Annotated in this window: 15 protein-coding genes; 9 read left to right on the top strand and 6 right to left on the bottom strand. The window is 71.7% G+C overall.

Features of this window, described 5'->3' with window-relative positions:
• Positions 1-30: 30 nt before the first annotated feature.
• Positions 31-534 carry a YwqJ-related putative deaminase gene (locus tag ACFY0T_RS39340; protein ID WP_388882305.1) on the bottom strand — a complete coding sequence of 168 codons (504 nt, stop codon included), beginning with the start codon at positions 532-534 and terminating at the stop codon, positions 31-33.
• A gap of 229 nt (positions 535-763) precedes the next feature.
• On the opposite strand from ACFY0T_RS39340, the gene ACFY0T_RS39335 reads away from it, so the two are divergent.
• The 3 genes from ACFY0T_RS39335 to ACFY0T_RS39325 all read left to right on the top strand — a co-directional run bounded on the left by ACFY0T_RS39335 (position 764) and on the right by ACFY0T_RS39325 (position 6,137).
• A complete protein-coding gene (locus ACFY0T_RS39335; RefSeq protein WP_388882303.1) occupies positions 764-1,750 on the top strand; it encodes an SMI1/KNR4 family protein in 987 nt (328 codons plus the stop codon).
• A 7-nt stretch (positions 1,751-1,757) separates the two neighbouring features.
• Positions 1,758-4,832, top strand: a complete 3,075-nt coding sequence (locus ACFY0T_RS39330; RefSeq protein ID WP_388882301.1) for an SUKH-4 family immunity protein — start codon at positions 1,758-1,760, stop codon at positions 4,830-4,832.
• 417 nt (positions 4,833-5,249) lie between these two features.
• A complete protein-coding gene (locus ACFY0T_RS39325; protein WP_388882298.1) occupies positions 5,250-6,137 on the top strand; it encodes a cellulose-binding protein in 888 nt (295 codons plus the stop codon).
• A 258-nt stretch (positions 6,138-6,395) separates the two neighbouring features.
• On the opposite strand, the gene ACFY0T_RS39320 is transcribed toward ACFY0T_RS39325, so the two are convergent.
• The 3 genes from ACFY0T_RS39320 to ACFY0T_RS39310 form a co-directional block, all read right to left on the bottom strand.
• Positions 6,396-8,030 carry a cation acetate symporter gene (locus ACFY0T_RS39320; protein ID WP_388882296.1) on the bottom strand — a complete coding sequence of 545 codons (1,635 nt, stop codon included), beginning with the start codon at positions 8,028-8,030 and terminating at the stop codon, positions 6,396-6,398.
• Positions 8,027-8,593 carry a DUF485 domain-containing protein gene (locus tag ACFY0T_RS39315; protein ID WP_388882293.1) on the bottom strand — a complete coding sequence of 189 codons (567 nt, stop codon included), beginning with the start codon at positions 8,591-8,593 and terminating at the stop codon, positions 8,027-8,029. Before ACFY0T_RS39315 ends, ACFY0T_RS39320 begins: the two co-directional genes overlap by 4 nt.
• A 263-nt stretch (positions 8,594-8,856) precedes the next feature.
• On the bottom strand, positions 8,857-10,365 hold the full coding sequence (locus tag ACFY0T_RS39310; protein WP_388882576.1) for an MFS transporter: 1,509 nt from the start codon (positions 10,363-10,365) through the stop codon (positions 8,857-8,859).
• A 421-nt stretch (positions 10,366-10,786) separates the two neighbouring features.
• On the opposite strand from ACFY0T_RS39310, the gene ACFY0T_RS39305 reads away from it, so the two are divergent.
• The 4 genes from ACFY0T_RS39305 to ACFY0T_RS39290 all read left to right on the top strand — a co-directional run bounded on the left by ACFY0T_RS39305 (position 10,787) and on the right by ACFY0T_RS39290 (position 20,228).
• Complete coding sequence (locus tag ACFY0T_RS39305; protein WP_189186468.1) at positions 10,787-11,575, top strand: ABC transporter ATP-binding protein; 789 nt, start codon at positions 10,787-10,789, stop codon at positions 11,573-11,575.
• Positions 11,572-14,142, top strand: a complete 2,571-nt coding sequence (locus tag ACFY0T_RS39300) for an ABC transporter permease (protein ID WP_388882290.1) — start codon at positions 11,572-11,574, stop codon at positions 14,140-14,142. Before ACFY0T_RS39305 ends, ACFY0T_RS39300 begins: the two co-directional genes overlap by 4 nt.
• Before the next feature lie 428 nt (positions 14,143-14,570).
• A complete protein-coding gene (mfd, locus tag ACFY0T_RS39295) occupies positions 14,571-18,101 on the top strand; it encodes a transcription-repair coupling factor (RefSeq protein WP_388882287.1) in 3,531 nt (1,176 codons plus the stop codon).
• A gap of 72 nt (positions 18,102-18,173) precedes the next feature.
• Positions 18,174-20,228, top strand: coding sequence for an NACHT domain-containing protein (locus tag ACFY0T_RS39290; RefSeq protein ID WP_388882285.1), 2,055 nt, complete (start codon positions 18,174-18,176; stop codon positions 20,226-20,228).
• Positions 20,229-20,285: 57 nt separating this feature from the next.
• On the opposite strand, the gene ACFY0T_RS39285 is transcribed toward ACFY0T_RS39290, so the two are convergent.
• Positions 20,286-20,891 carry a TetR/AcrR family transcriptional regulator gene (locus ACFY0T_RS39285; RefSeq protein ID WP_388882283.1) on the bottom strand — a complete coding sequence of 202 codons (606 nt, stop codon included), beginning with the start codon at positions 20,889-20,891 and terminating at the stop codon, positions 20,286-20,288.
• Between the two features lie 106 nt (positions 20,892-20,997).
• On the opposite strand from ACFY0T_RS39285, the gene ACFY0T_RS39280 reads away from it, so the two are divergent.
• Entirely contained in the window at positions 20,998-21,912 is a 915-nt protein-coding gene (locus ACFY0T_RS39280) for a hypothetical protein (RefSeq protein WP_388882280.1), read from the top strand.
• A 191-nt stretch (positions 21,913-22,103) separates the two neighbouring features.
• On the opposite strand, the gene ACFY0T_RS39275 is transcribed toward ACFY0T_RS39280, so the two are convergent.
• On the bottom strand, positions 22,104-22,283 hold the full coding sequence (locus ACFY0T_RS39275; protein WP_388882278.1) for an Rv0909 family putative TA system antitoxin: 180 nt from the start codon (positions 22,281-22,283) through the stop codon (positions 22,104-22,106).
• 163 nt (positions 22,284-22,446) lie between these two features.
• On the opposite strand from ACFY0T_RS39275, the gene ACFY0T_RS39270 reads away from it, so the two are divergent.
• Positions 22,447-23,172: an HNH endonuclease family protein gene (locus tag ACFY0T_RS39270; protein ID WP_388882275.1), complete on the top strand. Its 726-nt coding sequence runs from the start codon at positions 22,447-22,449 to the stop codon at positions 23,170-23,172.
• Positions 23,173-23,216 lie beyond the last annotated feature (44 nt).

Raw genomic sequence — 23,216 nt, 5'->3', positions numbered from 1 at the left:
ACATGCAAGTACGTGCGTGGGGTGGGGGGTTCAGGCTTCCGGCGCTATCGGGTCGACGATGCGTACGCCGAAGTGGTCGCTGAGCGCCGTGCAGGAGCGGCAGGGCGCGGCGAAACTGCCGTGCAGCGGGTCGCCGTCCTCGCGGATGTGGCGGGCGGTGAGCTTGGCCTGCTTGAGGACCTTGCGGGCCTCGCCGTTGGTCATGGGCTTGCGCGCGGCGCGTTTGCTGCGGGCGGCGTCGGCGGAGGCGATGTGCCGGGAGATGAGGATCGCCTCGGCGCAGCGGCCGGTGAAGCGGTCGCGCTGGGCGCTGGTGAGGGTGTCGAGGAAGTCCTGGACCAGCGGGTGGAGGGCAGGGGGCTGATCGCCGCGCGCTGCCGTGCCGGTGAGGGTCGCGCCGCGTACGGAGAGGGCGGCGGCGACAGTGGGAAGTATGCCGTCACGGCGGTGCAGGAGGGCGGGGGCGTGGGGCGCCTCGGCGCTGCTCCAGCCGACCCGAGGGTCCCCGGAGGTGCCCGTATGCGTCGCGTTCATGATCGTTCTTCCCTCCCGTGCATCCCCCGATGCGGAGACAGACTGCCAAATGGCGTGGCGGGTGCGGAAGCTGGGGCGGCGCGACACGCCCGGTCTTCGTCGTACCGTCACGGCGGGGTGACGGCAGGTCACGGAACCGGAGGCCCGGTGACCGGTGTCGTACAACCGCATAGGCTGTCGACATCCACGATCCATACCGCTCTTGAGAACGCCGCAGGGGGCAACCGCCATGACGACAGGTCGGCTCGGGCAGCAAGCCGCGCCGCCGAACGCGGCCTACGCCGGGCAGGTCGTGCATTTCCCGGACCCGGTCCGGGCTTCCCGTCACCCCAGAGGTGTACGGGTCGACGAGCACGGCTACCCCGACTTCTCGCTCTACGCGCGTGCCGCCGCGGAGATCGCCGAGCCCCCGGAGGGCTTCGGTGTCGACGAGTTGCGGCTGACGGACTACGTGTCCGCGAACGCCGCGCTGGCCGCCACCGGTCACGACCTGTGGGACACGATCCCGTCGGTGGCCACGCCGCACGGCTGGACCTGGCATCACGTGCGGGGCACCCGGCGTGTTGAGCTGGTCCCCGTCGAGGTCAAGGCGTTGCTGCGGCACCACGGCGGTATCGCGACCGCGGCCGTCGACCACAACAAGCGGGGCACGCGGCCGTTGCAGGAGACGCGGCCCGCGCACTTCGGACTGCCGAAGTCGGCCGTGGCGGTGACGGAGCAGCAGGTGCTGGGGGTCGAGGAGGATCTCGGGTATCGGCTGCCGGGTGCGTATCGGTCCTTCCTGAAGGCGGCCGGGGGGTGCGCGCCGGTCGGCGCCGCGCTCGACGCCGAGCTGGGGCTCTTGGTGGACCAGCCCTTCTTCACGGTGCGCGACGAGGCCGCCGTCAATGACCTCGTCTACGTCAACAAATGTCTGCGCGACCATCTGACCAAGGATTACTTGGGTGTTGGCTTCGTCCAGGGCGGGCTGTTGGCCGTGAAGGTCAAGGGTGACCGGATCGGGTCGGTCTGGTTCTGCGCGTACGACGACGCGCGTGACCAGGACGCCTGGGCGCCGGCCGAGCGGGTGCAGCGGCTGCTGCTGCCGTGCGGCGACGACTTCGACCAGTTCCTGTCCCGGCTGGCGGGCAATCCGCCCGAGCTGGAGACGGTGGCGAACCTGATGGTGGACGGCGGCTTCGCGCGCGCCGTGCCCGTCTCTTCGGTGGGGGAGTGAACTTCCGATGGTGACCTTCGCGCAGGCGCAGGAGCGCGCGGAAGAGTGGATCAACGGGGACGTGGCCTCGTACCAGCATCGTGAGGTGCGGGTGCGGGAGTTCGAACTCGGGTTCGTGGTGTGGGCCGAGGACCGCGCCGAGGGACCGCGCTCCGATGGGGGCGCGCAGCGCCTCGTCATCGCGCGCGACAGCGGGGAGGCCACGCTGTGGCCCGCGCTGCCGGTGGGTGAGGTGATTCGCCGGTACGAGGAGGAGTACGGGGTTCCGGACGCGGCGCCCGCGCCTTCGCCGGCGCCTCCCGCGCGGGTCGATCTGAACCAGACGTCGTTCTTGTTGAGTCCTCCGGAGTGGTTGCAGGAGGCCGCGGACAAGTTGGGGATTCCGGATCGGCGGTCAGGTGCCGGGGTGTCCGACGGGGCGGGGTCTCGTCCCGCCGCCGCTGCCGCCTCTGCGGGCGGGGATGCGTCCTTGGGCGGCGGGTCTGTCAACGGGGCTTCCGGGAGCGGGAGTTCGATGCCGGGTGCGCCGGGGCAGTCGGACGTGCACGGGGTGCCTTCCGCGCCGGGTACGCCGTCGGCTCCCGGTGGGGGTACGCCGTGGCCCGCGGCCGCTGCCGCCGATGAGCCGGGCTCGGGTCCACAGGACACGCCTTCGCCGGGTGCGCCCTCCGCGGCCACCCCGTGGGCGGGGACCGACACGAACGCCGATGCCGGTGACGACCGTTCCGTACCGCTGCCGGCGACCGTGTTCGCGCCGCCGCTCACCGGTGTCGACGACGCCGACACCCCGCCGCCCGCCGCGACGCCGGACGCCAAGACCGCGCTGATGTCCGGGGGCAGCCAACTTCCGCGTACGGCGCTGGCGCCCGCGGTCGACGACCCGAACACGCCGCCGCCGTCCGGCCCTTCGCAGGGTCCGGGTGCGCCGACTCCGGCTGTGCCCGGTCCGGGCGCGCCGGGTCCGGCTGTGCCCGGTCCGGGCGCGCCGGGTCCGGGTATGCACGTCGACACCAGCCCGCCGCCACAGGGGCCCTTCGCGGCGTCCGCGAACGCTCCGCAGGGCCCTGGCGCGCCCGGCGGCCCGCCACCGGCGCAGGGGCCCGGCGCCCCCCGGAGCGCGACCCCGCCGGTCGCGCCCTCGTACGGCTACCCGCAGGGTCCCGGTGGTCCGCAGGGCACGCCTCCTCCGGGCGCGCCCGCGTACGGGTTCCCGCAGGGGCCGGGTGGGGCTCCGGGTACGCCGCCGCCCCCCTCTCCTTCGCGGCCCCTGCCGCCCAACGCCGGTGACATCGCCGACGCCGCGACCAGCAAGGCGCAGGCGCCGCCGCGGGGTGCGCGCGGGGGTGGAGCGAGCGCGCCGCCTCCGCCGAGCGCCCCGGGTGTGCCGGGTGCGCGGCCGGGCAGCACGCCGCCTCCGCCGTCCGGGCCCGGTGCTCCGGGGACCCCGGCGGGCGGGTACGTACCGACGCAGCTCGTCTCGCAGCTCGGTCCGGGCGGGCCCGAGGGGCTCGCGGCGGGGCCGGGTGCGCCTGGCGCGCCTGCCGCGCCCGGGGCTCCCGGTCAGCCCGCCGCGCCCGGTGCTCCTGGTGCGCCGCAGCCTCCGGGTGGTACGCCTGCGGGTGGTGTGCACCATGCGGCGACGATGCTGGCCGGTCCGGCTGTCGGCGGTCCCGGGGCGCCGCAGCCGCCGGGTGTCCCGGGTGTCCCCGGTGCTCCGGGTCAGCCTGCCGCGCCGGGTGCTCCTGGTGCGCCGCAGCCTCCGGGTGGTACGCCTCCCGGTGGTGTGCATCACGCCGCGACGATGCTGGCGGGTCCCGCCGTGGGTGGTCCCGGTGCGCCGCAGCCGCCGGGTGTCCCCGGTGCTCCTGGTGCTCCTGGTGCGCCGCAGCCTCCGGGTGGCACGCCTCCCGGTGGTGTGCATCACGCCGCGACCATGCTTGCGGGCCCGCCCGTCGGCGGCCCCGGCGCACCGCCGCCCCCGCAGGCCCCTGGCATGCCCCCGGGCGCGCCGCAGCCGCTGCCCGGACAGCCCGTGCCGGGTCAGCCGATGCCGGGTCAGCCCATGCCCCCCGGGCAGCAGCCGGCGTACGGCTATCCGCCGGCGGGGCAGCCGACCGTCGGGCCCGGCTATCAGGCCGTCCTGCGCTATCGCGCGCAGGACGGTTCCGAGCAGCAGCTGATCCGGCGTTCCGCGCCGGGTACGCCACACCCGGAGTGGCAGATCCTGCACGAGTTGCGGGCGATGAACGTGCCGCCGCAGCAAGTGCTGGAGCTGCACACGGAGTTGGAGTCGTGCGAGCTGCCGGGCGCGTACTGCGCGCGGATGATCCGCGAGACGTGGCCGCAGGCGCGGATCACGAGCATCGCGCCGTACGGCACGGATCACGCGAGCCGTCAGCAAGGCATGCACCAACTCCTCGCGCATCAGGGAGAGTTGCATCAGGTGGCGGACGGTCCCGCGCGTCCGGCGCCGGTGCGGGCGCCGATTCCGCCGGTGCAGCCCGCGCCGCCGATCCCGCCGGAGGCGATCGGGCAGGAGCTGGCGGCGGCGTTCGGGCCGGGGCTGTTCCGGTTCGATCAGGCGGCGGTGTCCCGCCAGGGCGTGCCGAACATCGTGGCGCACACGCTGGTGGTGGCCGGACTTCCCGTCGACATGGGTCCGTTCTTCTGGGCGCAGGCCCAGCCGGGCCGCCCGGTGCCCACGCTCGCCGAGCTGGCGCAGGAGCGCGGGGTGCAGCCCGCCGCGGACGCGGGCTCGTACCTCGTCATGGGCAGCGACTTCGGCAAGGCGATCTGTGTTCAGTACGGCACGGCGAACATCGTGGCCGTGCCGGTGGAGGCGGGGCCGGGCGGTGCCCCGGTGCCGCCGCAGTTCGTGAACACGGGCCTGCCCGAGTTCGCGCGCTGCCTCGCCCTGCTCGGCCGCATGTGGCGGCTGCGCTTCGGTCTCAATCAGGAGCAGGCGGGCCGCTGGACCGTCGACTTCCAGGCCCAGCTCGCCTCCCTCGATCCGGCGGCCCTCGGTTCGCCGGAGAGCTGGTGGTCGGTCCTGTTGGAGCAGATGTGGGACGGCTTGCTGTAAGCCCGCGGGCATAAGCGGGTTCAAGGACGAACGAGGCGCTCGACCTGTGTGAGGGGTCGGGCGCCTCGGTCATGCTCGCTCTGGCGCTCTGGCGCTCTGGCGCTCTGGCGCTGCTGGTCGCCGCGTACGCCATCAGCCTGTACTTCTGGGGGGATTCCGGCCCCGGCATACGGACGCGCTCGAGACGTTCGCCGGTGAACCGCTGAGGGAACTGCTGGGCGAAGGTCGAGCAGCTCTTCTCGGCGCTGTGCCGTGACACCGTAATTCCGGCTTCTGACCTCAAATGACACATACCTGGCCGGATGGATGGGCGGAGTGTCGCGTTATGAACACTTCCGTGTGATCCATCAAGATGTGCGCGAAATCTTCATTTCGGCATCGTCATTTCGTGTGTTCCAGGCGGAGAGGGGTCCAAGGATGAGCAGCGCATCGGTGTCGCCGCACGGCTTCATGGCCGTACGGGGGCGTGGTTACCGTACCGAGCAGGTCGACGCGTACGCCGCGGCGCTCTCCCGGGACCGCGACGCCGCCTGGGAGCGGGCGGCCCGGCTGACCGTGCTGGCCAAGGAGATGGACGCGGAGGTGGAGCGGCTGCGGGAGGTCGTGGCGCGGCTCGCTCCCCAGACGTACGAGACGCTCGGCGAGCGCGCCCGGCGGATCTTCGAACTCGGCGAGGAGGAGGTCGCGGCCGTACGCGAAAGCGCGCGCCGCGAGGCCCAGCGGGACGTCGACGAAGCGGAGGCGGCGGGGCGGCAGGTGCGGGAGGCCGCGCAGGCGTACGCCGACGAAGTGCGCGGGGAGGCCGAGGAACGTGCCCGGCAGTGGTTGCTCGCTGCCCGCGCCGAGGCCGATGACCTGCGGATCTCGGCTCGCCGCGACATCAAGGAGAATCGCGGGGAGGCGTTGGCCGCGCTGCGCGAGGTGCGGCAGCGTACGGAGGGGCTGCTCGCCGAGCAGGAGAAGGAGCACGCCGAGCGCTGGGCGGAGGCCGAGCGGGCGGCCGCCGAGCGGGAGGCCGCGCTGGACGCGCACTATGTCGAACGCGTCGCGCGCGCCGAGGCCGCGTTGTCCGAGGCGAAGCAGGCCTTTGCCGAGGCCGAGGAGTCGGCTCGGCATGGGCAGGAGGATGCCGTTGCCCGGGCCGGGGAGCTGCTCGCGGAGGCGCGGGTTCGGGAGGATCGGATCGCCCGGGAGACCGAGCGGGTGCTGCGTGAGCATGGGGAGCGGTGGGATGACGTACGGGCCCAGATGGACCACGTACGCACGAGTCTGACGACGTTGACGGGGCGGGCGCCGGCGGAGTAGGAGGCCGCCGGTGCCCTTGCCGCTCCGCGGCCCCTGGAGGCTTTGGCCGCTCCGCGGCCCCGGAGGCCTTTGCCGCTCCGCGGCGGCTTTCCCACCCGCCCACCCGCCTCGGTTGGATGGAAGGGCAACGCGAAGGCGGCTGCGGCGCCGATACGCATCAGCGCCCGCACCGCCATGGGAACAACGCCAGCATCACCGTGAGAACGGAGTGTGCCGCCCCGCCGGGCTCCCGCTCCGCACCGCCCCGGACACCTCCGGCTAACTCCCCCTCCTCACCGCCCCCGCCAGAATCCACCCCTCCACCGCCTCGTACTGCCTTCTCTGTTCCTCTGCCTTTCTCCTCCCGGAGGCCACCGTGCCCAGCCAGCCGTAGGCGAAGCCGAGGGGGATGGTGACGAGGCCTGTTGTGGTGAAGGGGAACCAGTTGAAGTCGGCGTTGGGGAAGGCGGAGGTGGGGGAGCCGGAGACGAGGTTGGTGCCGGGCATGAGGAGGAGGACGGTGAGGGTGCCGCCGATGAGGGTGGCGAGGAGACCGGTGCGGGTGTAGCGGCGCCAGAAGAGGGTGTAGACCAGCGCGGGCGCTATCGCGGAGGCGCCGAGGCAGAACGAGAGCGTGACGAGCGGTTGCAGGCTGCGGTGCTGGACGAGGGTGGCCAGGAGGATGGCCGGTGCGCCGACCGCGAGGGCGGAGAGGCGGGCCAGCAGCATCTCGCGGCGCGGTGACAGCTCGTCGTCGTGGCGGCGGGCGCGGAAGAGGCCGACGTGCGCGAAGACGTCGTGGGCGAGGGAGTTGGCGCAGGCCAGGATCATTCCGGCGACCGAGGCGAGCAGCGTCAGGAAGATCGCCGTCGTCACCGTGGTGAAGAGGAGCGTTTCCGCTGTCGAGACGTCCGGGCCGAATGCCGCCCTGGAGCCCAGCAGATACGCGGTGTTGCCCTGCGGATCGGCGGCCGCGATCACCTCGCGCCCGATGAGTGCCGTGGCGCCGAAGCCGACGACGCTGATGATCAGGACGAACAGCGCCACGCACGGCACCGCCCAGGACATTGAGCGGCGTACCTGCCGGGCGCTGCCCGCCGTGTACATCCGCATGGTGATGTGCGGGAGACAGGCTCCGCCGAGGACGACGGTCAGCTCCGAGGTGATCATGTCCAGGCGCGGGCTGGGGCTGCCCGCGAACTCCAGGCCGGAGTGGAGGAAGGCGGAGCCCACACCGCTCTGTTGGCCGGCCGCGTCGAGCAGCGCCCCCGGGTTCCAGTCGAAGCGGTGCAAGATGAGGACGGCGACGATCGCCCCGGACCCGAGCAGCATCACGATCTTCAGGATCTGGATGAGGGCGGTGCCCTTCATGCCGCCGATCGCCGCGTAGCTGATCATCAGCGCGCCGAGCCCGATGACGCAGCCGGTCTTGAGGGAGTCGCTGGAGAAGCCGAGGATGAACGCCACCAGGTCGCCGGCGCCGGCGAGTTGGACCAGCATCAGGGGGAGCAGCGCGACGATGGTCACCGCGCACGCGGTGATACGGACCGCGCGGCCCGGCATCCGGCGCGCGAGCGCGTCGCCCATGGTGAACCGGCCCGCGTTGCGCAGCGGTTCGGCCAGCAGGAACATCAGCAGCATGAGGGAGAGGGCTGTGCTGAGGGCCAGGACGACGCCGTCGTAGCCGGTCAGCGCGATCACTCCGCCCGTGCCGAGGACGGTCGCCGCGGAGATGTAGTCCCCGGCGATGGCAAGGCCGTTGCGCATCGGCGACAGCGATCCGTACCCCGTGTAGAACTCGTCCAGGTCGTCACGGTCGGGGCCGGTCATCACGCACAGCAGCAGCGTGATCGTGGCCACCGTCGTGAACGCCACCAGGGACATGGCCTGCGCGGAACTGCTGAACCCCGTCATCGTGCCGCCTCCCGCTTCGCGTCGAGCTCGGACTGCTTGCGGATCCGGTCCGCGATCGGGTCGACGCGACGGCGCGCCGTGTACTCGTACAGCCCGATCGCCAGGCAGGTGACGGGCAGTTGGAGCAGCCCGAGCAGCAGCCCGGTCGACAGCCCGCCGGACACCGTGCTCGTCATCAGCGACGGCGCGAACGCGGAGAGGAGGAGGAAGAGGGTGAAGTATCCGAGCGCGGTGAGCGTCGCCACGCGCCGCTGCCAGCGGTACGCGCCGCGCAGGACTCTGATGTCGCTGTGGTGCCCGAGTGCGTGATGGCGCGGCAGCCGCCTTCGCGCGGGCTCGGGTGGCGGGGGTTGCCAGGGGTAGGTGACGTAGGAGGGGGAGGAGCTGTTCGGGAGCTTCGGGTACTCCGGGTACTCCGGGTGCTGCGGGTACTGCGGGTACTGCGGGTACTGCGCGTACTGGTGCTGCGGTTGGTGCTGCGGTTGGTACGGCGGCGGGGACGACGGTCGGTACGGCGATGGGTACGGCGGCTGGTACTCGGGGGACGAGAACGCGTCTGGCATCCCGTTTCTCCTTGCGTGGCTCGGGCCCGGTGCGGACCGCAGGGAGCTGGGGGGTGAGCAGCGCACGCTACTCGCAGGTAGCTGGGGCGCGCGAGGCTTTCACCAAACTGGGCGGTCGGTATGCGCTTACTTTCGTGACCTTGGGTGTTACCCGCGTTTACCTGCGACTACCCGCGTGGCTGCTGCGGCGCGATTCGACTGTGGGGCAAGCGAGTTCCGCCCTTCCCCAGTTGGTGGGCCGCGATGGCGGATCGCGGCGTCTCTCACTCCCCGGGGTTCTTCAGCACCGGAAAGCGGCGCGGTGCCACGAACAGCAGGATCAGGAAGGAGAGCGCGGCGGCGCAGGCCGCGCCCAGGTAGACGGCGTGGACGGCGTCGGCGACCGCGTGGCGCAGGTGCTCGGCGGGGGCGTCGGAGTCCAGCGCGCGGGTCACCGAGTCGAGGTCCCCGGCGCCGCCGAGCCGTGCGGCCAGCACCCCGTTGGCGATCGCGCCGAACAGGGCCGCGCCGACGGTCTGTCCGGTCTGGCGGCAGAAGAGGACGGACGCGGTGGTCGTGCCGCGTTCGGCCCAGCCGACGGTCGACTGGACGCCGATGATCAGGGGGAGTTGGAACAGGCCCAGCGCGCCGCCCAGCAGGAGCATCAGCAGGGCGGGCTGCCACGGCTCGCCCGGGTAGGGCAGGAAGGGGAAGGCGAGCAGGAGCAGGGTCGCCGCGCCGATGCCGAGCATGGCGGTGTTGCGGAAGCCGATGCGCCGGTAGACGTGCTGGCTGAGCGCCGCGGACACCGGCCAGCTCAACGTCCATACGGAGAGCACGAATCCGGCGGCGATGGGGGCCAGGCCCAGGACCGCCTGCGCGTAGGTGGGCAGGAAGACGGTGGGCGCGACCATGAGCAGGCCCAGCGCGCCGAGCGCGAGGTTCACCGCCGCGATGGTGCGCCGCCGCCACACCCAGCCGGGGATGATGGGTTCGGCGGCGCGCCGTTCGACGGCCACGACGACCGCGACCAGGGCGAGTCCCGTGCCGAACAGGGCGAGCGAGGGCGCCGACAGCCAGGCCCAGGCGACGCCGCCCTGCACCAGCGCGGTGAGCAGGACGCCGCCGCAGGCGAAGACGGCGAGGGCGCCCGCCCAGTCGATGCGCGGGCGGCGCGTCGTCTCCCGTGCGGGCTCGTGCAGGTGACGGGCGATCAGCCACAGGGCGAGCGCGCCGATCGGCAGATTGATGAGGAAGATCCACCGCCAGTCGGCGTACGCCGCGAGGACTCCGCCCAGGGCGGGACCCGCGACCGCCGAGGTCGCCCACACGGTGGACAACTTGGCCTGGATCTTGGGGCGTTCCTTGAGTGGGTAGAGGTCGGCGGCGAGCGTCTGCACCGTGCCCTGGAGGGCGCCGCCGCCCAGCCCCTGCACGATGCGGAAGGCGATGAGCGCGGCCATGTTCCAGGCGGTGGCGCAGAGCAGGGAGCCGACGAGGAAGAGGGCGGCGCCCGCGACGAGGACCGGTTTGCGGCCGAAGGTGTCGGAGAGCTTGCCGTAGACGGGGAGGGTGACCGTCACCGCCAGCAGATAGCCCGAGAACAGCCAGGAGAAGACGGAGAAGCCACCGAGGTCGCCGACGATCTGCGGGACGGCCGTCGAGACGATGGTGGAGTCGAGCGCGGCCAGCGCCATGGCGAGCATGAGGGCGGCCACGACGGCGTGGCGCCGGCTGGTCTCGGCCCGCGTCGCGACGGGAGAGCCGGGTGAGTCCTCCGTCGCGGTCGGTATGTCGGTGTCTCCCTGGTCCACTCCGGATTCCTTCCCCCTGCACCTATCTGCCGTCGACCACCATCTCACTTGCCCCTCACGTCGCGGGAGGGTGGACGCTGAGTGGGCTCAAGGGTGGAGGTGCCCCCGAGAAGGACTCCACCGAAGGGTGGAGAACCCCTAGGGGTCCCTCCGTACTACGGCTCGGGGAGGGTTCGTACCGCCGGAGGACGAGACGGGGCAGGTCCCGTCCTTAACCTGGCTTTACGCCGCTGGGGGGCGGTGCACCGAACCAGCGGGGGTGGGGTTATCCCCAGCAAAAGACTGCGCTGGGCACCAGCGCGCGGGACCACCCCTCGACACCAGACTTACGAACGTACCGAAGCGCACTTTCAACCGCTGAGCAGCGGAATCATCTGCTGCCCGACATAGGAGACTTACCGTGACATCGGCTGTGACCATTCCCAGGCACGGGGGCACTGGAGGGCGTACGGCCGTTGCCGCGCGGGCGCGGCAGGTCGTGAAGGCGTACGGGTCGGGGGAGACCCGCGTCGTCGCCCTGGACCACATCGACGTGGACATCGCGCGGGGCCAGTTCACCGCGATCATGGGCCCCTCGGGGTCCGGCAAGTCCACGCTGATGCACTGCCTCGCCGGGCTCGACACCGTCACCTCCGGCCAGATCCACCTGGACGAGACCGAGATCACCGGGCTCAAGGACAAGAAGCTCACGCAACTGCGCCGGGACCGGATCGGCTTCATCTTCCAGGCGTTCAACCTGCTGCCGACGCTGAACGCGCTCGAGAACATCACGCTGCCGATGGACATCGCGGGCCGCAAGCCGGACAAGGGCTGGCTGGACCAGGTCGTGGAGACCGTCGGGCTCGCCGGGCGTCTCAAGCACCGCCCGAACCAGCTCTCCGGCGGCCAGCAGCAGCGCGTCGCCGTGGCCCGTGCGCTGGCCGCCCGCCCCGAGATCATCTTCGGTGACGAGCCGACCGGAAACCTGGACTCCCGTGCGGGTGCCGAAGTGCTGGGCTTCCTGCGCCGCTCGGTGGACGAGCTCGGCCAGACCATAGTGATGGTCACGCACGACCCGGTGGCCGCCTCGTACGCGGACCGGGTGCTGTATCTCGCGGACGGCAGGATCGTCGACGAGATGTATCAGCCGACGGCCGATCAGGTCCTGGACCGCATGAAGGACTTCGACGCCCGGGGGCGTACGTCATGACCGTCCTGAAGACCTCGATGCGCAACTTCTTCGCGCACAAGGGACGCATGGCTCTCTCGGCCGTGGCGGTCCTGCTGTCGGTGGCCTTCGTCTGCGGCACGCTGGTGTTCACCGACACGATGAACACGACGTTCGACAAGCTGTTCGCGGTCACCTCCTCCGATGTGACGGTCCTGCCCAAGGCGGCCAAGAACGACGACACCCCGCAGAACGGCAAGCCCGAGTCGCTGCCGGCCTCCGTGCTGGAGCGGGCGAAGAAGGCGGAGGGCGTCAAGTCCGCCGAGGGCGCGGTCAGTTCGATGAACGTGACCGTCGTCAACAGCGACAACAAGAACATGGGGTCCAGCACCGGCGCCCCGACCATCGCGGGCAACTGGACCCGGAACGACCTGCGTTCGATGGAGATCACCTCCGGCCATGCCCCGCGCGGCCCGACCGAGGTGATGGTCGACGCCGACACCGCCGACAAGCACCACCTGAAGATGGGCGACGAACTGCGCACCATCGCGGTCACCGGTGACTTCAAGGCGAAGATCGTCGGTATCGCCACCTTCAAGGTGACCAACCCGGGTGCCGCCGTCGTCTACTTCGACACCGCCACCGCGCAGCGCGAACTGCTCGGCGCCACCGGCCGGTTCACGCAGGTCAACCTCTCCGCCGCGTCCGGCGTCTCCGACGCGCGGCTCAAGCAGAACGTCTCCACCGCGCTCGACGGGTCGGGATCCTTCAAGATCCAGACGCAGAAGGAGAACTCCGACGAGAACCGCGAGGGCGTCGGCGAGTTCATGAACGTCATCAAGTACGCCATGCTCGGCTTCGCCGGGATCGCGTTCCTGGTCGGCATCTTCCTGATCATCAACACCTTCTCGATGCTGGTCGCCCAGCGCACCCGCGAGATCGGCCTGATGCGCGCCATCGGCTCCTCCCGCAAGCAGGTCAACCGCTCGGTCCTGGTCGAGGCGCTGCTGCTCGGCTTCTTCGGCTCGATCCTCGGTGTCGGCGCGGGCGTCGGCCTCGCGGTCGGCCTGATGAAGATCATGTCGTCGATGGGGATGGACCTGTCGACGCGGGACCTGACGGTGAAGACGACCACTCCGGTGGTGGGCCTGCTGCTGGGCGTCGTCGTCACGGTCCTCGCCGCCTACCTCCCGGCCCGCCGCGCCGGCAAGGTCTCCCCGATGGCCGCGCTGCGCGACGCCGGCACCCCGGCGGACGGCAAGGCCGGTCTCGTACGCGGTCTGATCGGCCTGCTGCTGACCGGCGCCGGAGCCTTCGCGCTCTACACGGCGGCCACCGCCGACAAGGCGAGCGACGGTTCGATGGTGCTGGGCGCCGGCGTCGTCCTCACCCTGATCGGCTTCGTGATCATCGGCCCGCTCCTCGCGGGCGGCGTGGTCCGGGCGATCAGCGCCGTACTGCTGCGCATGTTCGGCTCGGTCGGACGGCTCGCCGAGCGCAACGCGCTGCGCAACCCGCGCCGTACGGGCGCCACCGGCGCGGCCCTGATGATCGGCCTGGCCCTGGTCGCCTGTCTCTCCGTGGTCGGCTCGTCCATGGTGGCCTCGGCGACGGACGAACTCGACAAGACCGTCGGCGCGGACTTCATCGTCCAGGGCAACCAGCGGATCGTCCAGCAGGCCGAGAAGGCCATGGAGTCGACGCCGGGCCTGGCGCACGTCACCCGCTACAAGGACCTGCAGGCCAAGTTGACCTCGCCGGACGGCCAGGTCGACGACTCCGGGATCACCGCGGCCGACCCCTCCTACGCCCAGGACCTGCGCCGCAAGACGACCGCCGGTGAGCTGTCGGCGGCGTACGGCAGGGACGCGATGTCGGTCGGCTCGGAATACGCCAAGAAGCACGGCGTGAAGCTCGGCGACACCCTGACCGTCGCCTTCAAGGGCGGCGAGACGGCGAAGCTCAAGGTCGCGGCCATCACGGACGACGACGTGGCCATCGACCAGGGCGCCCGGTACACCAGCATCGAGACGATGAAGAAGTACCTGCCCGCGGACAGGATCCCGCCGAACGAGATCATGTTCGCCAAGGCCAAGGACGGCCAGGAGAAGCAGGCGTACGCGGCCCTGAAGAAGTCCATGGAGCCGTACCCGCAGTACCAGGTCCGCGACCAGACCGACTACAAGCAGGAGCTGAAGGACCAGATCGGCCAGCTCCTGAACATGGTCTACGGCCTGCTGGCTCTCGCGATCGTCGTGGCCGTCCTCGGCGTCGTCAACACCCTGGCCCTGTCGGTTGTCGAGCGCACCCGCGAGATCGGCCTCATGCGCGCCATCGGCCTCTCCCGCCGCCAGCTGCGCCGCATGATCCGCCTGGAGTCGGTCGTCATCGCCCTCTTCGGCGCGCTCCTCGGCCTGGGCCTGGGCATGAGCTGGGGCGCCACCGCGCAGAAACTTCTCGCCCTGGAGGGCCTGAAGGTCCTGGACATCCCCTGGCCGACGATCATCGGCGTCTTCATCGGCTCGGCGTTCGTGGGCCTGTTCGCCGCCCTGATCCCGGCGTTCCGGGCGGGCCGGATGAACGTGCTGAACGCGATCGCCACCGATTAGCGGCCGAAAGGCCACCGAAGAACCACCGCGTACGGGGGTTGCGGGGGACGGGCCCGGTCCCGGGGAGCTTCGGCTCCTTGGGACCGGGCCGTGGGTTTTCTCGCCCCCGCAGGGGCTGGAGATTTTCGGCCCGTCCGGCGTTTGAGGACGAGGCCGTTCAGGCCGAAGCGGGGGGTCCGGGGGGCGGCAGCCCCCGGGGACGACGGGGGTCCCCCCTGCTCGAGCGAAGCCGAGAGCTTGGGGGAGGGTAGGGGCGGAGGGGGCGAAAAACCCACCCACCCGCCCGGCAGCGACGCCGCAGCCCCCGCAGCCGGGCGTTATCCACAGGCCCGGCGTACCGCCGCCCGGCGTCGTAGGCTGGAGAACCCCCGGCCCGTCACACGTGTCGGGCGGTTCGCGTTGCCCACTCCCCGGGATGGAAGCCCTTCATGAGCCTGCACGGTCTGCTCGACGCCGTCGTCAAGGACGCCGCCCTCGCGGAAGCGGTGAAGGCCGCCACCGACGGCAACCGTATGCACGTCGACCTGGTCGGCCCGCCCGCGGCCCGCCCCTTCGCGGTCGCGGCCCTGGCCCGCGAGGCCGGCCGCCCCGTCCTGGCGGTGACGGCGACGGGCCGCGAGGCCGAGGACCTGGCCGCGGCGCTCAGGTCCCTCCTCCCCTCGGAGGGCATCGTCGAGTACCCCTCCTGGGAGACCCTCCCGCACGAGCGCCTCAGCCCCCGCAGCGACACCGTCGGCCGCCGCCTCGCCGTACTGCGGCGCCTGGCCCACCCGCGCCCGGACGACCCGGAGACCGGCCCGGTCTCGGTCGTCGTCGCCCCGGTCCGCTCCGTGCTCCAGCCGCAGGTCAAGGGCCTCGGCGACCTGGAGCCGGTGGCGCTGCGCACGGGCCAGACCGCCGACCTGGGCGAGGTCGTCGAAGCGCTCGCGGCAGCCGCGTACTCGCGGGTCGAGCTCGTCGAGAAGCGCGGCGAGTTCGCGGTCCGCGGCGGCATCCTGGACGTCTTCCCGCCCACCGAGGAGCACCCGCTCCGCGTGGAGTTCTGGGGCGACGACGTCGAGGAGATCCGTTACTTCAAGGTCGCCGACCAGCGGTCCCTCGAAGTCGCCGAACACGGCCTGTGGGCGCCGCCCTGCCGCGAGCTGCTGCTCACGGACGACGTACGGCGGCGGGCCGCGGCCCTCGCCGAGGAGCACCCGGAGCTGGGCGAGCTGCTCGGCAAGATCGCCGAGGGCATCGCCGTGGAGGGAATGGAGTCCCTGGCGCCCGTCCTGGTCGACGACATGGAGCTGCTGCTCGACGTACTGCCCAAGGGCTCGATGGCCGTCGTATGCGACCCGGAGCGGGTGCGGACGCGGGCCGCGGACCTGGTGGCGACGTCGCAGGAGTTCCTGCAGGCGTCCTGGGCGGCGACGGCCGGCGGCGGCGAGGCGCCCATCGACGTGGACGCGGCGTCCCTGTGGTCCATCGCGGACGTCCGGGACCGGGCGCGCGAGCTGGACATGATGTGGTGGTCGGTGAGCCCCTTCGCCGCCGACGAAGAGCTCGACGCCGACACCCTGAAGCTCGGCATGCACGCCCCCGAGAGCTACCGCGGCGACACCGCCCGCGCGCTCGCCGACACCAAGGGCTGGCTCGCCGACGGCTGGCGCACGGTGTACGTCACCGAGGCGCACGGCCCCGCCGCCCGCAGCGTCGAGGTCCTCGGCGGCGAGGGCATCGCGGCCCGCCTCGACATCGAACTGGCGGAGATCAGCCCCTCCGTCGTCCATGTCTCCTGCGGTTCCATCGACTACGGCTTCGTCGACCCCGCGCTGAAGCTCGCCGTCCTGACCGAGACGGACCTCTCCGGCCAGAAGGCGGCCGGCAAGGACGGCGCGCGCATGCCGGCCCGCCGCCGCAAGACCATCGACCCGCTGACCCTCGAAACCGGCGACTACATCGTGCACGAGCAGCACGGCGTCGGCCGCTACATCGAGATGGTCCAGCGGACCGTACAGGGCGCCACCCGCGAGTACCTGGTCGTGGAGTACGCCCCCGCCAAGCGCGGCCAGCCCGGCGACCGCCTCTACATTCCCACCGACCAGCTGGAGCAGATCACCAAGTACGTCGGTGGCGAGGCCCCCACCCTGCACCGGCTGGGCGGCGCCGACTGGACGAAGACCAAGGCGCGCGCCAAGAAGGCGGTCAAGGAGATCGCCGCGGATCTGATCAAGCTGTACAGCGCGCGCATGGCGGCGCCGGGGCACGCGTTCGGCTCCGACACCCCCTGGCAGCGCGAGCTGGAGGACGCGTTCCCGTACGCGGAGACTCCCGACCAGCTCACCACCATCGCCGAGGTCAAGGAGGACATGGAGAAGACGGTCCCCATGGACCGCCTGGTCTGCGGCGACGTGGGCTACGGCAAGACGGAGATCGCGGTCCGCGCGGCCTTCAAGGCGGTGCAGGACGGCAAGCAGGTCGCCGTCCTCGTACCGACGACCCTGCTGGTGCAGCAGCACTTCGGCACGTTCTCCGAGCGCTACGCGCAATTCCCGGTCAACGTACGGGCGCTCAGCCGCTTCCAGACGGACACGGAGGCGAAGGCGGTCGTGGAGGGGCTGCGCGAGGGCGGGGTGGACGTCGTCATCGGCACCCACCGTCTGTTCTCCTCCGAGACGAAGTTCAAGGACCTGGGCCTGGTCATCGTCGACGAGGAGCAGCGCTTCGGTGTCGAGCACAAGGAGCAGCTGAAGAAGCTGCGCGCCAACGTCGACGTCCTGACGATGTCCGCGACCCCGATCCCGCGCACCCTGGAGATGGCGGTCACCGGCATCCGCGAGATGTCGACGATCACCACCCCGCCGGAGGAGCGCCACCCGGTGCTCACCTTCGTCGGCCCGTACGAGGAGAAGCAGATCGGCGCGGCGATCCGCCGTGAACTGCTGCGCGAGGGCCAGGTCTTCTACATCCACAACCGCGTCGAGTCCATCGACCGCGCGGCCGCGCGGCTGCGCGAGATCGTCCCCGAGGCGCGGATCGCGACGGCGCACGGACAGATGTCGGAGCAGTCCCTGGAGCAGGTCGTCGTCGATTTCTGGGAGAAGAAGTTCGACGTGCTCGTATCGACGACGATCGTCGAGTCGGGCATCGACATCTCCAACGCCAACACGCTGATCGTGGAGCGCGGCGACAACTTCGGCCTCTCGCAGCTGCACCAGCTGCGCGGCCGTGTCGGCCGGGGCCGCGAGCGCGGCTACGCCTACTTCCTCTACCCGCCGGAGAAGCCCCTGACGGAGACGGCGCACGAGCGTCTGGCGACCATCGCCCAGCACACGGAGATGGGCGCGGGCATGTACGTCGCGATGAAGGACCTGGAGATCCGCGGCGCGGGCAATCTGCTCGGCGGCGAACAGTCCGGCCACATCGCGGGCGTGGGCTTCGACCTCTACGTCCGCATGGTCGGTGAGGCGGTCGCCGACTACCGCGCCTCCCTGGAAGGCGGCGTCGAGGAGGAGCCGCCCCTGGAGGTCAAGATCGAGCTCCCCGTCGACGCGCACGTCCCGCACGACTACGCCCCGGGAGAGCGGCTGCGCCTCCAGGCGTACCGTTCCATCGCCTCCGCCAACACGGAGGAGGACGTCAAGTCCGTACGCGAGGAACTCGTCGACCGTTACGGCAAGTTGCCCGAGCCGGTGGAGAACCTGCTGCTGGTGGCAGGCCTGCGCATGCTCGCGCGCGCCTGCGGCGTCGGCGAGATCGTCCTCCAGGGCAACAACATCCGCTTCGCACCGGTGGAGTTGCGGGAGTCCCAGGAGCTGCGCCTGAAGCGGCTGTACCCGGGCACCGTCATCAAGCCGGCCGTCCACCAGATCCTCGTACCCCGCCCGAAGACGGCGAAGGTGGGCGGGAAGCCGTTGGTGGGGCGGGAGTTGCTGGGGTGGACCGGGGAGTTCCTGGCGTCGATTCTCGGCTCGTAAGCGGCGGCCTCGGTGTCGTAGAGGGACATTCTTGGTACTGACCGGCGCCCGGTCCGCTGCCACCATGGGGGCATGTTCCACGGGGGGCGTCGGCAGCGGAGGGCGTGGCGCTGGGGGCTGTCCGCCGGGACCGTCGTCGTGTCGGCCGGGGTGGTCGTGTGGATCACCCGGGCCTACGAAGGCGGCCTCGGCAGCGGCGAGTTGCGCGGCGTGCTGGTGGGAGCCGTCATCGGGGTGGCCGCCCTCGCCCTGTCGGCGGCCGCGCTGCGGCAACGGCCCGGCACCGAGCCCGATCTGGCCGCCGCGGCGGCCCGGCTCGCCCAGGCCGTCAAGAACGCCGAGTCGACCCAGTGGCGCCATCTGCTCGGCGGCGACCGGGTCGCCATCGACGTGGGCCTCACCTTCGCGACCGGCGGCGGACCGCGGACCGCAGTCGTCGTCGGAGCACCCGCGCCCCGGCTCACCTCCGTCGTCGAGGCCTTCCGGGCGGCCCGGCCGCGCCGCCTCCTGGTCACCGGGGCAGCGGGCGCGGGCAAGACCGTCCTCGCCACCGGACTCGTACTCGAACTCATCAAGCAGCGGACCCCGGACGAGCCCGTACCGGTGCGGTTGACGCTCGCCGAGTGGGAGCCTTCGCTCCCGGCCCGCGGCTGGATCGCCCGGCAGCTCACCCGTGACTACGACATCCCGCCCGAACTGTCCCGCGACCTCGTCGACAACGACGCCCTCCTGCCCGTGCTCGACGGCCTCGACGAGATGGAGGAGCGGGCCGCCGGCGCGCTGGACGCCCTGGACGGCTGGGCCGACGGCACCGACCCCGTGCCCCTGGTGCTCACCTGCCGCAGCGAGCGGTACGCCGAACTCGCCGCCGCCGGACACCAGTTGCTGGACGCCGCCCGGATCGAGGTCTCACCGGTGACCCGGCAGGAGGCCCGGGAGTACCTGGCGGAGCGGACCGCACGACGCGAGGCGGCCTGGCAGCCGCTGCTCGCCGTCCTCGAACGCGACCCCACCGGGCCGGTGGCCCGCGCGCTGTCCACGCCGTGGCTGCTGTCCCTGGCGGCGACGGTGTATGCGCGGGACGGCGAACCGGCGGACCTGTTGCGCTGCACCACCCCGCGCCAGGTCTCGGACCTGCTGCTCGGCCAGTACGTGCGAGCGGCGATGCGGTTGAGTCCCGCCACACCCGCCCGGTACACCCCGGAGCGCGTCCACCGCTGGCTGCGCTCCCTGGCCGTGCGCCTGGAGGGGCGGACGGACATGGTGCCGGGACCGTGGCTCGTTCCCGTACGCCGGTTCGCCCTGGTGCGGGCGGCCGACATCGCGGTGACCGCCGTACTGACGGCAGCGCTGGCGATCATCGCGCTGCCCGCCCTGCGCCACCGACCGTCCCGGGACCTGCTGTACGCCCCGCCCAGTCTGCTCGGCGCCGCGGACAACGCCTTCTACAACGCGCTGCTCGGCCTCACCCTGTGCGCCGTGTGCTGGTGGGGCGCGACCCGGCCCCTCTCGTCCCGGCCGAGCGCCGCGGCCGCGCCGCTGCACCGGCTGCGGCCGTCCCACGTACGGCGCATCGTCGCGGCCGAACTCCGGAACCCGGAGACCATCGGCTTCCTCGCCGTGATGGCGGCGGTGTGGACGACGCTCGCCGTGCTGGGCGTACTGCACGGTCCGTCACAGCGGGACGCCCTGCTCGCCACCGTCGTCGCCGTCTGCGGCATCGGGTACTACGTCGTCGTACGCCCCGTCCTCGTGGCGCTCCGCGGCGCGGGACCCGCCGCCCACCTGGCGCCGGCCTTCGTCAGCCCACGGGACGTCATGCCCGCCGACTGGCTGTACGGCGTCGGGCTCAGCCTGGGCTGGCTGCCGACCCAGTTCTACGGCGGACCGTGGGCGCCGCCCCTTGTGATCGCCCTGACTCTGTGGGCCTTCAGCCGCTCCTCGTGCCGCTATCTGCTCGCCCTCCTGCTCGCGGCCGGGCAGGTGCCGTTCCGCCTGGCCCGGTTCCTGCGCTGGGCCCACGGAGCCGGGCTGCTGCGGGTGTCCGGGCCCGCCTATCAGTTCCGCCACCGGGAGTTCCAGGAGTGGCTGATCCGGCATCCGGAGCCGGTGCGGCGGCAGGGATGAGGGGTCAGGAGGCAGGCAGGGGCGAGGGGGCAGGAGTGAGGGGTCAGGAGTGAGGGGTCAGGAGGGAGGCACGGGGGCTTGCTTGGGCCGGAACAGCATTCCTGTCAGGGCGCGGAAGACCTCGTCGGGGTCCTGGTCGCCGACCGGGCCGTCCAGGTTGTGGCTGAGGAGCAGCGTGGCGAAGCCGTGGGCGAGGGACCAGGCGGCGACTCCGGCGAGACGGGGGTCGGGGCCGCGGCCCTCGGCCGGTACGGCGGAGACGGCGGCGCGCAGGCGCTCGCCCGCGAGGGTCCTGGCTGTCGTCAGCTCCAGATCGTTCTCGCGGAGCAGCTCCGGGGAGAACATCACCTGGAAGTGGGCCGGGTGCTCCCGCGCGAACCGTACGTAGCGCACGCCCGCGTCCCTGAGGTCGTCGGCTTCCGCGAGCGCGGCCGCCAGTAGGCCGTACCCCTCGGCCGCGATCGCGGTGAGCAGGCCGGTGCGGTCCTTGAAGTGGTGGGCCGGGGCGGCGTGCGAGACGCCCGCGCGGCGGGCCAGATCGCGCAGGCTCAGCGCGGAGGGGCCGTCGGTGGTGATGACGTCGAGCGCGGCGGTGAGGATCGCGCGGCGCAGGTCGCCGTGGTGGTAGGGGCGCGCGGAGTCGCCGGTCTTCGCGGGGTTCATGGTCAGCAGCGTACGCCGAATCTAGGCATTGACAAGTTCGACGGACTCGGGCAATCTAGTCAGTGTCAAGTTGTGGAGCGAGCCGAACGCGACGAGGGGTGGAGTCATGTCGGAGAACGTCAGCGGGACGAGCGGGACGAAAGCCGGAGCCGGGGAGGGTGTCGAGCTCGGCCGAGTGCGCCAGCTCTGGCATCTGCTGGAGCCCCTGCACGCCGTGTTCTACTACGCGCCGGAGGCCTTCGAGGAGTCGGCCGCGCTCGGTTACGACACGAAGGAGCGCTGGCCGAGCTACTTCCCTTACCGCGCCGCCCCGTTGGGAGCGGTCGGAAGCGAGCGTGTGACCTCCGCCTTCTACAGCTTCAGCCCGCGCATGGTCGCCGAACACGTGCAGTCCGCGTGGCGGACCGCGAGCCCGGGGCAGGTGCTGAAGGCCCGTGAGCGGGCGGTCGACCGGGCCTACCGCGCGATATTCGGGGACCGCGTCACCAGCTCCGAACTCGCCGAGGCCGCCGCCCTGGCCCGCCGTGCCGCCGAGGCCGCGAACAGCGCGGGCCGCCCACTCGCCGCCGCCAACGCGGAGTTGGCCTGGCCCGAGGCTCCCCACCTCCAGCTGTGGCACGCGGCGACGGTCCTGCGCGAGCACCGCGGCGACGGCCACCTCGCCGCACTGCTCGTCGCCGGGCTCGACCCCGTCGAGTCGCTCGTCTCCTTCGCGGCGATAGGCGCGGCCTCCGTGGAGCGCTTCGAGAGCCGCGGCTGGAGTGCCGAGGAGTGGACCGCCGCCCGTGAACGCCTCGCCGCCCGCGGCCTGGTGGACGAGGACGGCACCGCCACAGAGGCCGGCCGCGAGCTGCGCCGCCAGGTCGAAGCACACACGGACGAACTGGCCGCTGCCCCCTGGCGCGCCCTCGGCCCGGACACCACCGCCCGCCTCGCCGACCTGCTCGGCGAGTTCTGGGTCGCGGTGCTGAGCTCGGGACTGCTGCCTTCGGAGACGACGTTGGGGATCGGGAAGGTGTGAGACGCGGTCACGTGGCCGACCGGGATCAGGGGAGGGGGAGAGGGGGCCCAGAAGCGAGCGATCTGCACCGCAGAAGGCCAACTCCGGTCCGCGCACAGCAGAACCGCCCACGGGAAGCTGGTCTCCGCAGACGGTCTCTGTTGCAAGAGTTCAGGGTGAATCGGTCGGCGTAAGCCTCCGTGCGTTTTGGGTCACGGTTGTTCGGGCCGGTCACGGTCCATGCCCGTCGCGCCTTCGATCTTCTGCTGCGCGTCGTCGACCTGGTCCGTGTACTTCTTGCCCGTCTTCTCGTTGACCTCTTGCTCTGCGGCGTCGGACACGTGCTTGGCCTTGTGCTGCGCCTGGCTCTTGAACCTGTCGAAGATGCCCATCCAGAGCTCCTTCCGGAGGTGGCTCACCACCGACGATACGCCCGGCGTGCACCGATTGCCCGTTGAGGACGGGTATGGTCGAGGCTCCCACGCCGCTACCGTGGGACCAGGGGAGACGCGCCCGGTTACAGGGCGGACCCGGGGAGGCAAGGGGAGGGGCGCCGTGCTGCGTCTGAAGGGTGGGGCTTTCGCGGCCGCGCTGGTGCTGTTCGCCGTCGGTGCCGGTGTCAGTGGCTGCAAGAAGGAGACCGACGGTTCGGCGGGCCCACAGGAGACGGCGGCCGGTGGCGCCGCCCTCGCCGCCGTGGACTCGCTCTCCGTCAAGGGGCGCGCGCCCAAGACGGGGTACAGCCGGGAGCGGTTCGGCACGGCCTGGGCCGACACGGACTCCAACCGGTGCGACACCCGCGACGACATCCTCAAACGGGACCTGAAGGACGTGAAGTTCAGCGACGGGAAGTGCAAGGTGAGCTCCGGGATCCTCTCTCCGGATCCGTACGGGGGTCAGGACGTGACCTTCGCGCGCGGCCGCAGCCTGGTGGACATAGACCACCTCGTCGCGCTCTCGGACGCCTGGCAGAAAGGCGCCAAGTACTGGGACGCGAGCAAGCGGATAGCCCTGGCCAACGACCCGCTCAACCTCCGTGCCGTCGGCGCGAGCGCCAACCGCAGCAAGGGCGACGGCGACACGGCGACCTGGCTCCCGTCCAACAAGGCGTACCGCTGCACCTATGTCGCCGCGCAGGTGGCCGTGAAGAAGAAGTACGGACTGTGGGTCACCGCCGCCGAGAAGGCCGCCATGAAGAAGGTCCTCTCCGGCTGCCCCGGCCAGCAACTCCCCTCGGGCGGCAACCCGACACAGGCACCGAAGCGGTTCCACGCGAACTGACGTCAACTGGCCACCCGTGCCCAGCGGATCGAGTGGCCCCCCTG

The sequence above is a fragment of the Streptomyces sp. NPDC001530 genome, from assembly GCF_042894545.1.
Lineage (GTDB): Bacteria > Actinomycetota > Actinomycetes > Streptomycetales > Streptomycetaceae > Streptomyces.
The sequence above is the reverse complement of the archived record's forward strand: the minus strand, read 5'-3'. Positions and strand labels throughout refer to the sequence as shown.

Coding starts and splice junctions, on each gene's coding strand:
- ACFY0T_RS39340 (WP_388882305.1), bottom strand. CDS start 534: ATGAACGCGACGCATACGGGCACCTCCGGGGACCCTCGGGTCGGCTGG.
- ACFY0T_RS39335 (WP_388882303.1), top strand. CDS start 764: ATGACGACAGGTCGGCTCGGGCAGCAAGCCGCGCCGCCGAACGCGGCC.
- ACFY0T_RS39330 (WP_388882301.1), top strand. CDS start 1,758: ATGGTGACCTTCGCGCAGGCGCAGGAGCGCGCGGAAGAGTGGATCAAC.
- ACFY0T_RS39325 (WP_388882298.1), top strand. CDS start 5,250: ATGAGCAGCGCATCGGTGTCGCCGCACGGCTTCATGGCCGTACGGGGG.
- ACFY0T_RS39320 (WP_388882296.1), bottom strand. CDS start 8,030: ATGACGGGGTTCAGCAGTTCCGCGCAGGCCATGTCCCTGGTGGCGTTC.
- ACFY0T_RS39315 (WP_388882293.1), bottom strand. CDS start 8,593: ATGCCAGACGCGTTCTCGTCCCCCGAGTACCAGCCGCCGTACCCATCG.
- ACFY0T_RS39300 (WP_388882290.1), top strand. CDS start 11,572: ATGACCGTCCTGAAGACCTCGATGCGCAACTTCTTCGCGCACAAGGGA.
- mfd (WP_388882287.1), top strand. CDS start 14,571: ATGAGCCTGCACGGTCTGCTCGACGCCGTCGTCAAGGACGCCGCCCTC.
- ACFY0T_RS39290 (WP_388882285.1), top strand. CDS start 18,174: ATGTTCCACGGGGGGCGTCGGCAGCGGAGGGCGTGGCGCTGGGGGCTG.
- ACFY0T_RS39285 (WP_388882283.1), bottom strand. CDS start 20,891: ATGAACCCCGCGAAGACCGGCGACTCCGCGCGCCCCTACCACCACGGC.
- ACFY0T_RS39280 (WP_388882280.1), top strand. CDS start 20,998: ATGTCGGAGAACGTCAGCGGGACGAGCGGGACGAAAGCCGGAGCCGGG.
- ACFY0T_RS39275 (WP_388882278.1), bottom strand. CDS start 22,283: ATGGGCATCTTCGACAGGTTCAAGAGCCAGGCGCAGCACAAGGCCAAG.